Below are 13,743 nucleotides of genomic sequence, written 5' to 3'. Positions count from 1 at the left end.
ATCCAGGCGGATTGCCTGACGGCGAAGATATTCGGTCTTGGGCCACACAAATTCGCGTAGGATGCATTGCATGCACCATTTTTGAATCTCGTTAAGTGTTTTCGGTGCATAAAATGCACACCCTACGCCTGGCGGCGAATCCACCGGTTGCGATATAACCCGTAGGGCGGCTTCGCGAAGCAAGCCGCCAAAAACCGCACCGGGAGCCAAATTGGCCGTTGTGCGCATCCAGGCGGATTGCCTGACGGCGAATCCACCCTACGGTTGCGATGCCAATGTAGCCTTGACTTCGGATGTGCTGAACAGCGTGAAGCGCATCAAAAACCGGTGCGCTTCCTATCGTCAGCACACCCTACTCACATCCGTGAGGTGGATCAAGCGCAGCGGATCCGCCAACGTAGAGCGGCTTCGCGAAGCAAGCCGCCAAAAACCGCACCGGGAGCCAAATTGGCCGTTGTGCGCATCCAGGCGGATTGCCTGGCGGCGAATCCACCCTACGGTTGCGATGCCAATGTAGCCTTGACTTCGGATGTGTCGAACAGCGTGAAGCGCATCAAAAACCGGTGCGCTTCCTATCGTCAGCACACCCTACCGCATCGTAGGGCGGCTTCGCGAAACAAGCCGCCAAAAACCGCACCGGGAGCCAAATTGGCCGTTGTGCGTATCCAGGCGGATTGCCTGACGGCGAATCCACCCTACGGTTGCGATGCCAATGTAGCCTTGACTTCGGATGTGTCGAACAGCGTGAAGCGCATCAAAAACCGGTGCGCTTCCTATCGTCAGCACACCCTACCGCATCGTAGGGCGGCTTCGCGAAACAAGCCGCCAAAAACCGCACCGGGAGCCAAATTGGCCGTTGTGCGCATCCAGGCGGATTGCCTGGCGGCGAATCCACCCTACGGTCGCATGCGATAAATCATCTTCGTTTATTTAGGTGCTGGGTGAACGGCGTCTTCCGGAAGCGCGACCTGATACAGGCGGCTTCCTTAACCCGAACTCAGGTTATTGAATATATCGATGTTCTTTAATCCACGGAGCTGGAAGCCACATGGAAGGCATCGGCATATATATCGGCCATCGAAGCGCCCGCTAAAAAAGCCTGACGCTTGCTCGAGGACACCATGTCGGGATGCCCGCATAAGAATACGCGCCAGCCTTTCAGCGCCGAACAGTCCTTGAAAGCAATCTCATGCGCCCGTCCTTTTGCGATGCCTGCTGGCGGCTCGCCTCGTGATATACAGGGCGTATAATGAAAATTTTGATACCGCTGCTGCAGAGAACGCATCTCCTCCGACCAATACAGGCCGTTCATATCGCTGCTGCCGTGATACAAATGAATCTCTCCCCGATGGCCGTCATGTAACGCTTCGCTGATGATCCCCGCCAGCGGCGCCAGGCCGCTGCCCGTTCCGATCAACAGCAAGTTTTGCTGCGGCTGGCCGCTCTGGTAATAACACAGCCCCTGAGGTTCGGATACCGCCAGACGGTCCCCGATTTGCAATTCCTGATGCGCCCATTCACTGAATTGTCCGCCCATCAGGCGCCTGACATGAAAACTCAATTGCCGTCCATGCATGCGGTGATTGGAGATCGAATAACTGCGGGTCAGGCCGTCGTCGCGTTTCAGGTTGACGAATTGGCCGGCGTAATAATCCAGCTCTTCATCGGTTTCGATGACCAATTGCATGATTTCCGGATTGAGCATTTGTTTCGCTTTCACCGTGGCGTGAGTAACATAGTCTCTGTGGTGGGTGTAAGCGATCTCCATATCCTGCTCCGGATAACACAGACAGGCGAGAAAATAATTTTGTTGCTTCAAGCCATCTTTCAAGCCATGTTGCGCTTCGGCGGGCGGTTTGCCTTTTAAACTTCTTAACATACAGCTTTGACAAGCGCCTTGGCGACAGCCATGACTCACATCGATATTTTCGCGCAGCAATGCATCCAGTAAAGGTTCACCGACCTGGCACAATAGGGTTTGTTCGTCAATTTTGATTTTCGTGACTGTCATCATTGATTATATAGAGTGCTTGCGCCGTGTAGGTTGAGTTAGCGCGGCTTAACCCAACCCGTTTATTTAAGGCGCGATAAAGATTGTTAACGACCTAACACGTCATCCCGTGTGCTTTCAGCAATCGCCGCGACTTGATCGATCAGGTTTTGAGGGACATTCAGCTCTTCCAGAGTACCGGTCAAATGCTCCATCACGGCATCGAAATGGCTGTCGTCCAATCCGTTGTTGACCAGTTTAGCATGGGCCTGACGCATATCGGCGCCGGTATAATCATTGGGACCTCCGAACGCCATCGTCAAAAAGGCTTTCTGCTTTGCCGCCTGTTGCTCCATGTCGACATTGTCGAAAAAACGATTGATGCGATGATCATTCAGCACCCGCCGATAAAAAATGTCGACCGCTGCATTAACCGCTGCTTCACCGCCAAGTTGGTCATAAAGTGATTCAGTCATTGACTTACTCCCGTTGTTACTAGTGTGAATTGGCATTTAAATAAATGGCTATTAACTTACCGCCGGCTGTTTCAGGTAACCTATGGTTTATATATAGCCATTTTTAAATACGCCCACTCAGTATAGGGTCGATACTTTACTTTTGCAATATATATGTTTCAAATGTTCGAATAATAAGCTATCGATTCAATTCTATTTTCTAACGAGATGCGTCAGATCTAGTCGACACTAATACAGATCAATTCTCAATTTGGATAGCAAAGAGGGCTTGGGTTGTGTTTGGCGAGGATGTCGGCGGGCAAACACAACCCCAAGGCCCTAAACATCACTAAAATGCTCAAACTGATGAGAATTGCTGGGGTAAAATTTATCGGCTGACAAGATACTGATGTTTAATATATAATTGTAAAGATATTTCCAATCGATTATCCCCTATCCAATGTAGCGTTTAAGCAATCCGGCGCCATTAGCTATACTCATGGATAAAAGCACCAGGCGCAGAATTGATCTAAAAGAGATTTGTTTTATACAAAACCATGGCTATCACCCTAGCGGACTTGCTTGATCAATTACGCCTGTCGATAAAACGACTAACTTCCAGAAAACCGCATAACCCTGGTCCTGAAAGCGATCTGCAAATGCTCGCCAGAGTCGGCCGCCGCTTTGCCTTACTGTTTTTTATTCTGCTTTTTTTCGAAGACATTTCCGATTTTCTACTGGAAAGCTTGCATGTCGCGTTCGAACTGATCCATGTTTTTCTCGAAGTCATCGAACTTTCCGTCGAGATCGCGCTAGAACACTTATTTCACACCAGCCATCACGAAAGCGAAATCATCATGATCAACGCCTTGCTGCTGGGCGCTATCTATCTGTCTTATCGCCTTGCGCGCAGCTGGCCGGCGCTGCCTAGACGTCTGCAAAAACGCTTTACAGATGCTTGGTTGCACTATAAAAATCACAAAATAGCTTATTGGCGTTCATTGACCAAGGCTCAACAAATCAAATTGACGTCAGCCTACGTCGCCGGTTTTTCCTTAATGCTTTTTTGGTTGACGCTGTGACGACTAAGTATCCCGGTTTTTAGCGGCTTTTTAATCGATTGAGCCATCAAAACCCTAAAAGCGGATATTTAGCGGAGAAGCAGGAACAAACGTAACGAATGCCACTGCAGGCCCTACTTGAGCGATTTTGTTCAAGATTCGAAGTCCGTTTTTTCAAAAAAAACATTCAGGCGCAAACACTACCTGGAAAATATGATCCCTATTAATCCTCATACATGGGTTCTGAATACTTATTTCGAAGACCAAGGCCGCCTTTGTGGAATATCCAGGCATAACTTTGCACATGCTTAGCAAATACCCGAATCATCAATCACTTTTATTAATCTACAGGGAACATATTATGATCGCTCCTTATACGCCGCCTTAACCCCCCTCAATTCACCTCAAACAGACTCGTATCCCACCGGCCGGAGATGGCCGTCACGTCAATCACTTTAGTATGTAGGACTACCATGCTCATTTTATCGAAAAAACAGGACTGGCTCGGCAATATCCGCGGTGATGTGCTGGCCGGCACCGTCGTCGCCCTGGCGCTGATACCCGAGGCCATCGCTTTTTCCATCATCGCCGGCGTCGATCCCAAGGTCGGACTCTACGCCTCGTTTTGCATTGCGGTGATCACCGCCGTGGTCGGCGGCCGGCCCGGCATGATCTCGGCCGCCACCGGCGCGATGGCCTTGCTGATGGTGACCCTGGTCAAGGATCACGGCCTGCAGTACCTGCTAGCGGCGACACTGTTGACCGGCGTCTTGCAAATCATCGCCGGTTATCTGAAACTCGGCCAGCTGATGAGTTTCGTGTCTCGTTCGGTGGTCACCGGCTTCGTCAACGCCCTGGCGATTCTGATTTTCATGGCCCAACTGCCGGAACTGACGAACGTGACCTGGCATGTCTATGCAATGACCGCGGGCGGTCTGGCGATCATCTACCTGTTTCCCTATCTTCCGGTCATCGGCAAAACCCTGCCGTCGCCGCTGATCTGCATCGCCGCATTGACGGTCATCGCCGTCTGGCTGAACCTGGACATCCGCACCGTCGGCGACATGGGCCAATTGCCCGATACGTTGCCGGTGTTTTTGTGGCCCGAGGTGCCATTGAATTGGGAAACTCTGCAAATCATCCTGCCTTATTCATTACCGCTGGCCGTGGTGGGCTTGCTGGAATCGCTGATGACCGCCACCATCATTGATGATTTGACCGATACCCAGAGCGACAAGAACCGCGAATGCAAGGGCCAGGGCCTGGCCAACATCGGCGCCGGCCTGCTCGGCGGCATGGCCGGTTGCGCGATGATCGGGCAATCGGTGATCAACATCAAGTCCGGCGGCCGCGGCCGTTTATCGACGTTAATCGCCGGCATCTTATTGTTGATCATGGTGGTGTTTTTGGACGAATGGATATCGATGATTCCGATGGCCGCGCTGGTGGCGGTGATGATCATGGTCTCTATCGGCACCTTCAGCTGGCGCTCCATCGTCGATTTAAAAGAGCACCCCAAATCCACCAACATCGTGATGCTGGCGACCGTCGTCGTGGTCGTCTGGTCGCATAATTTGGCGCTCGGTGTGTTCGTCGGCGTGCTGCTGGCCTCATTGTTCTTCGCTAATAAGATCAGTCATTTCATGTACGTCGAGTCGACATTGGATGCCGAGACCAGCACTCGCACCTATAACGTCATCGGCCAGGTGTTCTTCAATTCGGCGGACAAGTTCACCGCGTCTTTCGATTTTAAGGAAGCGGTGGAAAAAGTCGTGATAGACTTACACCGCGCGCATTTTTGGGACATCAGTTCGGTCTCCGCGCTCGATAAGGTCGTCATCAAATTCCGTCGCGAAGGCGCCGACGTCGAACTAATCGGCATGAACGAAGCCACCACCACCATCGTCGACCGTTTCGGTGTGCACGATAAACCGGAAGAAATTGAAAAAATCATGGGAGGCCATTAATGAGCACCGATAACAACATCGTCCTGGCCGGTATCGACGGCTCCAGCCTGACCGGCTCGGTTTGTGATTACGCCGCCTGGATCGCCGGGCGCGTCGATGCGCCTTTAAAACTACTGCATACCATCGATCACCATCCCGAAACCGCTGCGATGACCGACCTGTCCGGCAACATCGGCGTAGACAGCCGCGATCATTTACTAGAGGACATCACCCGGCTGGACCAGGAGCGCATCAAGCTGCGTTTGCAACAAGGCAAACAATTACTGCAAACCGCCAAGGACCGGGTCCGGCAGGCCGGCATCGCCGAGCCACTGTGCAACCAGCGCCACGGCAGCCTGGTCGAAGCGCTGATCGAACTGGAAAACGACATCCGCGTGCTGGTGATCGGCGTGCGCGGCAAGATACACGAAAATAAAACCAGCGAAATAGGCGCCAAACTGGAATCGATCATTCGCTCGCTGCATAAACCGATATTGGTGGTCAATGCCGATTTCAAGCCCCCCGAGCGCATCATGATCGCCTACGACGGCAGCGAAGCGGCGGAAAAAGCCCTGGATATGGTGGCCGACAGTCCGCTCTACAAAGGCCTGACCTGCCATCTGGTCTGCGTCACCAAGGACGACGGCAAGGGCCAACTGCTTGATAATGCCGCGAACAAGCTGAGTCGAGCCGACGATCTCAAGGTGATCGCCAAGAAACTGAAAGGCAAGCCGGAACAGGCCTTGTGCGAATACCAGACGGCTCATGATATCGACCTGACGATCATGGGCGCGTTCAGCCATACTCGCATCCACGACCTGCTGCTGGGCAGTTTCACGGTAAAAATGTTGACCCATAGCATCAAGCCACTGCTATTGCTGCGCTAAACGCAATAGCCTGCTTAACCGGCGTTATCTTAATCTCGGTTCGGGATAAAAGAATCATCTTTTGCAAAAGGTTAAGACAGGGTGGATAAGCGGAGCGCATCCACCGGGTCGGCATCATCTTTGGGGGATGCGCCCTTCAGGCTTATCCACCCTACATGCCCTGCCGCGTTCGATAAGTGGGGCGAGCAGTGACTGCTGATTCAAAAAAATCAAAAATATCGAAGCAAGTCATTTACGTTTACAATGGCTCTACGCATCGCATAATCATAGCTAGGCAATCGGGGACGACTCATTAGTATTGTATGCGGAAATGACAAGAATTAACTTTCAAAGGATATGATTCCAAAACTTTTTATTCTTTCTGGAGGTTTCCATGCTTAACAACCAGACATTGTCGTTCGTGTTTTTCATTTTTACCCTGCTCTCCGCCAGCACATACGCCGCCGAAGATAACGCCCAAGCGCAAAGGGTCATTGAGAACAGCTCTAATCAAATCAAACAAACGCTGCAGCAACCCGCCTATCAACATGACTTTAACAAGGCGACGCAATTTGTCGATGGCGTCGTCACCGAATTCGTCGACATGCCCAGGATCTCGCTGCTGGTGCTGGGCAAAAACATACGCAAGAGCACCGTGGAGCAAAGACGGCGCTTCATCAAGGAGTTCAAAACCTTATTGGTGCGCACCTATACCCGGGCTTTCCTGGAATACCAAGATTGGAGCATCACCTTCGTCCCTTATCACGATAACAAAAGCGATCGTAAGACACTCGTAAAATCGCTGATTCATCAACCGGGGAAACAGCCGATCGACGCCAGTTATCGCATGGTATTGAGTAAAAACGGCGAGTGGAAAGTCTATGACATCATCATCGGCGGCGTCAGCTTGGTGACCACCTATCGCACGTCTTTTAACCAAAAAATCGCTCAAAGCGGTTCGTTGGAAAGCGTCATTCAAGATCTGGTCGAAAAGAACAGTAAAGCCACCCCCGAAAAAGAAATTTAAGGAGAATAACATCATGCAGCAGTCTGATAACACCACCATGACGCTAACACTGGGCATCCCCGGTTATCGCTACGGTGACTTATACGACCCCAGCCGGTTGTCGGAACTGCTGACGCTGTTTGACCGCTCCGTGCAAAGGCACGACCCCGAGCTTTTCGCTGAATACCAGCATTACCGAGACCAACAAGGCGCAGGCATGAGCCCGGTGCAAATATCGGAATTGCTGGTCAACATGGCGCCTTTAGTCGGAAAGTTTATCGCTCATTTATTCAATGTCGACAACCTCAGGAACGAGCAAATCGAAAGGACCCGACAACAATTCGAGACCATTTTCGTCTATCGCTCGGAAATCGTCACCCGGCTTTCCAAGCATTTCAAGGGCGAATCGATAGAGGAATGGGACATTGATAGTGTTATTCGTCGCTTCGAGGCCTTGCTTAAGGCCAGTCATAAATCCGCCGATTGGCGTATAGACCCGGAAATGACAATCAGTCAACTGGCTGCAAAATTATTGCGTTTAACCGATAGAAATGACATTGAAGAGCTCAAGACGCAAATCAAGACATCGCCGGAAGCCGCTAAACTGTTAATCGATGTATGCGCCTGCCAGGATCCCGATGAATTTGTCGCCGGCCTGCTGGACATCATTCGACGTTGGAGTTTCGCCGCTCTACACAACGACGACTTAAAGACCTTGGTCGACGATTGGGTCAGCTTCAAAACTCCGGCAAAAACCGATTTCGCTCATCTTGTTGAACATGACGACATTCCGCAACAAGGCTACAGCGTCTGGGCGGCCGAAGCTTCTCAGCATCGCCGTCGCGATGGTTTCGCACTGACCGACAAACGCTTCGGCGAGCGCCGCGTATTGTACGAAGTCGATCATTGTATCTACTGCCACGACCGCGACACCGACTCCTGTTCCAAGGGCATGCGTAACAAAAAGGACGGCAGCTTCAAGACCAATCCGCTCGGCGTCACGGTGTCCGGCTGTCCGCTGGAGGAAAAGATTTCCGAAATGCATCTAGTCAAGCGTCAGGGCGACAATATCGGCGCGTTGGCGTTGATCATCATCGATAACCCGATGTGTCCCGGCACCGGACACCGCATCTGCAACGACTGCATGAAGGGCTGCATCTACCAGAAAACGGAGCCGGTCAATATCCCGCAAATCGAAACCAATGTGTTGACCGATGTCTTGTTCATGCCCTGGGGCTTCGAAATCTACAGCCTGCTGACCCGCTGGAATCCGCTCAATTGCAAACGCCCTTACGCCCTCCCCTATAACGGCAAAAACGTCTTGGTCGCCGGCATGGGTCCGGCCGGCTATACGCTATCGCATTATCTACTCAATGAAGGCTTCGGCGTCGTCGGAATCGACGGACTCAAGATCGAACCCTTACCGAAATACCTCACCGGCGACAGCCAAACCCTACCGCAACCGATCCATGATTTTCATTCGCTCTATGACGATCTCGACAAACGGGTGATGCTGGGCTTCGGCGGCGTAGCCGAATATGGCATCACCGTGCGCTGGGACAAAAACTTTCTAAAAGTGATCTATCTGAATCTGCTGCGCCGCTCGGCATTCCGCTGCTACGGCGGCGTGCGTTTCGGCGGTACGCTGACCGTCAACGAGGCTTGGGATATCGGCTTCGATCATATCGCGATCGCCAGCGGCGCCGGCAAACCCACCATCATCGGACTGAAAAACAATCTGATCCGCGGCATCCGCAAGGCCTCCGATTTTCTGATGGCCTTGCAGTTGACCGGCGCCGCCAAGGAATCTTCGCTGTCCAATCTGCAGGTCAGACTGCCGGCCGGCGTTATCGGCGGCGGCCTGACCGCCATCGACACCGCAACCGAGCTGTTGGCTTACTATCCAGTACAGGTCGGAAAAATCCTGCACCGCTACGAAAAACTGGTAGCCATGTACGGCGAGGAAACGGTTAGGGCCCGCTATGATGACGAGGAACGGCAGATTCTCGATGAATTTCTGGCTCACGGACGCTTGATTCAATTGGAGCGCAATCGCGCCGAGACTGCCGGCGAAACGCCCGATTTTTTACCGTTACTGAACCAATGGGGCGGCGTGACGCTGTTTTATCGCAAAGGCATCAAGGAATCCCCCGCCTATCGGCAAAATCACGAGGAAATTCACGAAGCCCTGACCGAAGGCATCCGCTTGGCCGAAGGCATGAGTCCATTGGAAGCGGTCCCGGATCAATACGGTCATTTGCAGGCGGTGCGTTTCGAAAAATTGGAGAACGTAGAGGGCCGCTGGCAACACAGCGACGAATTGCAAGTTCCGCTGCGCAGCCTGTTCATCGCCGCCGGCACCTCGCCCAACACCATCTATGAATCGGAACATCCCGACACCTTCGAAATGGACGGTAAATTCTATCAACGTCATGAACCCCTGGGACGCGATCAACAACCGCAGCTGACGTCAGTCGCAGACACGACTTGGCCCAAGATCGGCAAACCGGCGCCGTTTACCTCATACCACCGCAACGGCAGATATATTTCCTTTTACGGCGACAATCACCCGGTCTATGCCGGCAATGTGGTCAAGGCCATGGCCAGCGCCAAGGACGGCTACCCTTATATCGTTAACTTGTTCGCCGACGAACTGGCCAAACAGGATCCCGCCGATCATGATCTACGCGAGAAACAATTGCAGCGCTTCCAGAATCAATTGGATGACGCCTTGTGCGCCCATATCGTCGCGATCAACCGATTGACGCCGACGATCATCGAGGTCATCGTCCGCGCGCCGATGGCGGCAAAAAAGTTCGCGCCAGGCCAATTCTACCGAGTGCAGAATTTCGAAACGCTGGCGCCGGTCGAGGAAGGCACGGCGCTTGCCTCGGAAGGCGTCGCCCTGACCGGAGCCTGGGTGGACAAGGATAATGGCCTGATTTCGCTGATCGCGCTGGAAATGGGCAGCTCCACCCGGCTGTGCGCGACCTGGAAAGCCGGCGATCCGATCGTGGTCATGGGCGTCACCGGCACGCCGACCGATATTCCAGCAGGCAAGACTGTGCTGTTGATCGGCGGAGGCCTTGGCAACGCGGTGCTGTTTTCGATCGGCAAGGCGCTGCGCGCCGCCGGCAATCAGGTGATTTATTTCGCCGGCTACAGAAATCGCGAGGACCTGTTCAAGGTCGAAGAAATCGAAGCCGCTTCCGACTTGATCGTCTGGGCAGTCGACAAGCTTCCCGGCAACACGCCGATTCCGGCGATCCGGCCGCAGGACAAGAGTTTTGTCGGCAACATCATCGAGGCGTTACAAGCCTATGCCAGCGGCGAACTAGGCGCCACTCCGATCCACCTGGATGACGTCGATCATATCATCGTAATCGGCTCGGACCGGATGATGGCCGCCGTCAAAAAAGCCCGTTACGACGAGCTTAAGCCCTATTTTAAAAAGCATCATGAGGCGATCGGCTCGATCAACTCGCCGATGCAATGCATGATGAAGGGCGTTTGCGCCCAGTGCTTGTGCAAACATATAGATCCGGAAACCGGCGAGCCCTATTTCGTATATTCCTGTTACAACCAGGATCAGGAACTGGACCGGGTCGATTTCGACAACCTGCAAGCCAGATTGCGGCAAAATTCGGTGCAGGAAAAGCTGTCGTCGTTATGGCTGGATTATTTATTGACTCGCGTTTAACTCAATGGGAGCTAGTACTCAGGGCTCCCACATTAAAAAAATACCTTCTGGGCGGAGCGGGTTATTTAACCCACCCCGAACGTTTAACTTACTCTAGTCACGGTTGAATCGTTCAGGACCTCGTTGACCTGCATTTCGCATAGCGATGCGGACTACTTGCTTTTCGCGCCGAGGGCGGCGCTCCTACGCAAAACACCGTCTTGCCTTCGGATGTGTCGAACAGCGTGAAGCGCATCAAAAACCGGTGCGCTTCCTATCGTCAGCACACCCTACCCTACCCGCACCGGTAGGGCGGATCAAGCGCAGCGGATCCGCCAACGTAGGGCGGCTTCGCGAAGCAAGCCGCCAAAAACCGCCACCGGAGGCAAAATTGGTCATTGTGGTATCCAGGCGCATTGCCTGGCGGCGAATCACCCTACGGTCGCATGCCAATGTAGCCTTGCCTTCGAAGGATAAGCCGAACACCGTGAAGCGCATCAAAAACCGGTGCGCTTCCTAGCATCAGCACACTCACATCCGTGAGATGAATCACGCACAGCGGATCACCTGGCGTATTTGTTGTTAAATTCTGTTTTGCCACTCATTCATTTAATGAGGTAACCCTGGTCTCAGTACGCCCCCCTTTACAGCCAAATAAAATTAATTTGAAAAGACCAAAATAGGTAAATATGCTGTCTTCCAAAATGCAGGTGCGATTACGCTTTATCATATCGGTGCAACGCGGGCTTGTGTCCGCCTCATTGTCCTTTTAGAATCATACTTAAGTTCATCGCTAAATTATATTTGACCTTCTGTTGGATTGCATGAGCGTGAAAACATTAATGTCAGAATTAAGAGGGAGGTTCGGGTTGTGCACCAATTTTTGCTCCGGCTATTGCTTTATCTCAATACTTTCCTTATCGGCACCGGATGGTGCCTAGCGGAATCGACGCTGGAAAAGGCGCGTTTGCAGGGCGTTATTCGAGTCGGCTTCGCCAATGAAGCGCCGTTTAGTTACGCCACGTCCTCGGGCCGGTTTACCGGCGAATCACCCGAGGTGTTCAAACAGATAATGCAGCGCTTGGGCGTGGCCAGAGTGGAGGGTGTTTTGACCGAATGGGCCACATTGATCCCCGGACTCAAAGCGGGCCGTTTCGACGCCATCGTCTCAGGCATGTATATTACCCCTAGGCGTTGCAAGCAGATTCTCTTCTCAAATCCCACCTACGCCATCGACGAGGCTTTCATCGTTAAAAACGGCAATCCGGAAGGCGTGACCAATTTTGTGGAGGCGGCGGAAAAAGACGTGAAACTGGCTTTAGTCGCCGGTACAGTGGAAATGCGTTACGCCAAAATCGCCGGACTTTCACGTATGCAATGGGTCGTGGTTCCCGATTTCGCTTCCGCTGTGGCCACGGTCAGGTCGGGTCGCGCCGCCGCCGCTGCTCTGACGTCGCTGACCGCGAAGACGATCGCCGCCAAGGACGATGCTATCGAAAGCGCCGAACCGTTTGTTTTTACGCATCAGGGCAAGCGTTTTCGCAGTCAAGGGGCATTCGGGTTCCGCAAGGAGGACGACGAATTACGCGATGCCGTGAATAACGCGCTGGCTGAATTTATCGGTTCCGAAAAACACCTGGAGCTGATTGCCCCCTTCGGGTTCGACGCCGGCAATTTGCCCGATCAAAGCGCCGATCAACTGTGTAGGAATTGATCCGTTTTGGCCGGCTCGGACAAACCCTTACCCTGGCTCACTTTTGGCTTTGCCGGTGTGACGGTGTTGCTCGTCCTGTCCGCTTTCACGGATCTCCGTCCGCTATTGCCAGAGCTGCTGAGGGGGCTCAAGGTCACAGTCCTGATTACTCTCGGCGCCGCTTTGCTGGCAGTACTGTTAGGCTTGACGGCGGCCGTGGCGAAGCTGTACGCTCCGCGGCCGATTCGTTGGTTATCGGTACTGTATGTGGAAGTATTTCGCGGGACTTCCGCTCTGGTTCAACTGTTTTGGCTTTTTTTCGTGCTGCCGCTTTTCGGTTTGACGTTGAGTGCTTATACGGTGGGGATCGTAGCCCTGGGACTGAATATCGGCGCCTATGGAGCCGAGGTGATTCGCGGCGCCATTCTTTCGGTGCCGCGTGGTCAGTGGGAGGCGGCCGGGGCGCTCAATATGTCCCGCATGACCGCCCTCCGACGCATTATTCTTCCTCAGGCTTTTCCGGCGATGATTCCGCCCTGGGGCAATCTTTTCATCGAACTGTTAAAGGCTACCGCACTGGTTTCCCTGATCACGTTGGATGATCTTAGCTTCAAGGCGCAACAGCTGAATCAATCAACCCTGCGTACGATGGAAGTTTTTTCTCTCACCTTGCTTTTTTATCTGGGGCTAGCTTTTATTATTACAGCCGGAATGCGCTGGTTGGAACGCCGTGTCGGCCGTAGCCACTCTCGTCGCGGCAGATCGCTATGAACGGCCTACGTTGGGATTGGGAGTATACTTGGGAAATTCTACCTGTTTTGGGTCAGGCATCGATTATTACCGTTAAGGCCACTCTGTGGAGCTTTCTGTTGGCGGCTTTGTTGGGGCTGTTGTTCGCTCTATTACGGTTAAGTCATATACGACCTCTTTCCCTGATAGTGGCGGGGGTGATAGAGTGCATCCGTTCCACCCCGCTGTTGATTCAAATCTTTTTTCTTTATTATGTAGGGCCCGAACTTGGCCTCAACCTGTCCGCTATTCATGCCG

The 13,743-nt window shown here is 52.8% G+C and carries 11 protein-coding genes (1 of these 11 running past the window's edge); 9 read left to right on the top strand and 2 right to left on the bottom strand.

The annotated features are described in order from the left end of the window. Positions 1 to 369: 369 nt before the first annotated feature. The gene (locus Q9L42_RS09755; RefSeq protein WP_349432696.1) at positions 370 to 915 is read left to right on the top strand and encodes a hypothetical protein; all 546 of its coding nucleotides are present in this window, start codon (positions 370 to 372) and stop codon (positions 913 to 915) included. 109 nt (positions 916 to 1,024) lie between these two features. On the opposite strand, the gene Q9L42_RS09750 is transcribed toward Q9L42_RS09755, so the two are convergent. Together Q9L42_RS09750 and Q9L42_RS09745 are read right to left on the bottom strand one after the other, a co-directional pair. Beyond that, complete coding sequence (locus tag Q9L42_RS09750; protein ID WP_349432695.1) at positions 1,025 to 2,014, bottom strand: 2Fe-2S iron-sulfur cluster-binding protein; 990 nt, start codon at positions 2,012 to 2,014, stop codon at positions 1,025 to 1,027. An 83-nt stretch (positions 2,015 to 2,097) separates the two neighbouring features. After that, complete coding sequence (locus Q9L42_RS09745) at positions 2,098 to 2,466, bottom strand: group I truncated hemoglobin (RefSeq protein WP_305908629.1); 369 nt, start codon at positions 2,464 to 2,466, stop codon at positions 2,098 to 2,100. Between the two features lie 536 nt (positions 2,467 to 3,002). Between Q9L42_RS09745 and Q9L42_RS09740 the strand changes: the two genes are divergently transcribed. The 8 genes from Q9L42_RS09740 to ehuD all read left to right on the top strand — a co-directional run. Further along, positions 3,003 to 3,527, top strand: coding sequence for a hypothetical protein (locus Q9L42_RS09740; RefSeq protein WP_305908630.1), 525 nt, complete (start codon positions 3,003 to 3,005; stop codon positions 3,525 to 3,527). A 452-nt stretch (positions 3,528 to 3,979) separates the two neighbouring features. Next, a complete protein-coding gene (locus Q9L42_RS09735; protein WP_305908631.1) occupies positions 3,980 to 5,473 on the top strand; it encodes a SulP family inorganic anion transporter in 1,494 nt (497 codons plus the stop codon). Further along, positions 5,473 to 6,339, top strand: a complete 867-nt coding sequence (locus Q9L42_RS09730; RefSeq protein WP_349432694.1) for a universal stress protein — start codon at positions 5,473 to 5,475, stop codon at positions 6,337 to 6,339. Before Q9L42_RS09735 ends, Q9L42_RS09730 begins: the two co-directional genes overlap by 1 nt. A gap of 373 nt (positions 6,340 to 6,712) precedes the next feature. Next, positions 6,713 to 7,345, top strand: coding sequence for an MlaC/ttg2D family ABC transporter substrate-binding protein (locus Q9L42_RS09725; protein WP_305908634.1), 633 nt, complete (start codon positions 6,713 to 6,715; stop codon positions 7,343 to 7,345). Between the two features lie 13 nt (positions 7,346 to 7,358). Beyond that, on the top strand, positions 7,359 to 11,024 hold the full coding sequence (locus Q9L42_RS09720; protein WP_305908635.1) for an FAD-dependent oxidoreductase: 3,666 nt from the start codon (positions 7,359 to 7,361) through the stop codon (positions 11,022 to 11,024). An 850-nt stretch (positions 11,025 to 11,874) separates the two neighbouring features. Continuing rightward, on the top strand, positions 11,875 to 12,717 hold the full coding sequence (gene ehuB, locus Q9L42_RS09715) for an ectoine/hydroxyectoine ABC transporter substrate-binding protein EhuB (RefSeq protein WP_305908637.1): 843 nt from the start codon (positions 11,875 to 11,877) through the stop codon (positions 12,715 to 12,717). A gap of 6 nt (positions 12,718 to 12,723) precedes the next feature. Next, positions 12,724 to 13,467, top strand: a complete 744-nt coding sequence (gene ehuC, locus Q9L42_RS09710) for an ectoine/hydroxyectoine ABC transporter permease subunit EhuC (RefSeq protein WP_349432693.1) — start codon at positions 12,724 to 12,726, stop codon at positions 13,465 to 13,467. Further along, positions 13,464 to 13,743: the 5' portion of an ectoine/hydroxyectoine ABC transporter permease subunit EhuD gene (gene ehuD, locus Q9L42_RS09705; RefSeq protein WP_349432692.1), read on the top strand. Its footprint extends 398 nt past the window's final position; the window shows 280 of its 678 coding nt (coding positions 1-280); the start codon lies at positions 13,464 to 13,466; its stop codon lies beyond the right edge, outside the window. Before ehuC ends, ehuD begins: the two co-directional genes overlap by 4 nt.

The organism is Methylomarinum sp. Ch1-1 (genome assembly GCF_030717995.2).
Lineage (GTDB): Bacteria > Pseudomonadota > Gammaproteobacteria > Methylococcales > Methylomonadaceae > Methylomarinum > Methylomarinum roseum.
Note: the sequence above shows the minus strand (reverse complement) of the source record. Positions and strands in the feature narration are given on the sequence as shown.

Coding starts and splice junctions, on each gene's coding strand:
- Q9L42_RS09750 (WP_349432695.1), bottom strand. CDS start 2,014: ATGATGACAGTCACGAAAATCAAAATTGACGAACAAACCCTATTGTGC.
- Q9L42_RS09745 (WP_305908629.1), bottom strand. CDS start 2,466: ATGACTGAATCACTTTATGACCAACTTGGCGGTGAAGCAGCGGTTAAT.
- Q9L42_RS09740 (WP_305908630.1), top strand. CDS start 3,003: ATGGCTATCACCCTAGCGGACTTGCTTGATCAATTACGCCTGTCGATA.
- Q9L42_RS09735 (WP_305908631.1), top strand. CDS start 3,980: ATGCTCATTTTATCGAAAAAACAGGACTGGCTCGGCAATATCCGCGGT.
- Q9L42_RS09730 (WP_349432694.1), top strand. CDS start 5,473: ATGAGCACCGATAACAACATCGTCCTGGCCGGTATCGACGGCTCCAGC.
- Q9L42_RS09725 (WP_305908634.1), top strand. CDS start 6,713: ATGCTTAACAACCAGACATTGTCGTTCGTGTTTTTCATTTTTACCCTG.
- Q9L42_RS09720 (WP_305908635.1), top strand. CDS start 7,359: ATGCAGCAGTCTGATAACACCACCATGACGCTAACACTGGGCATCCCC.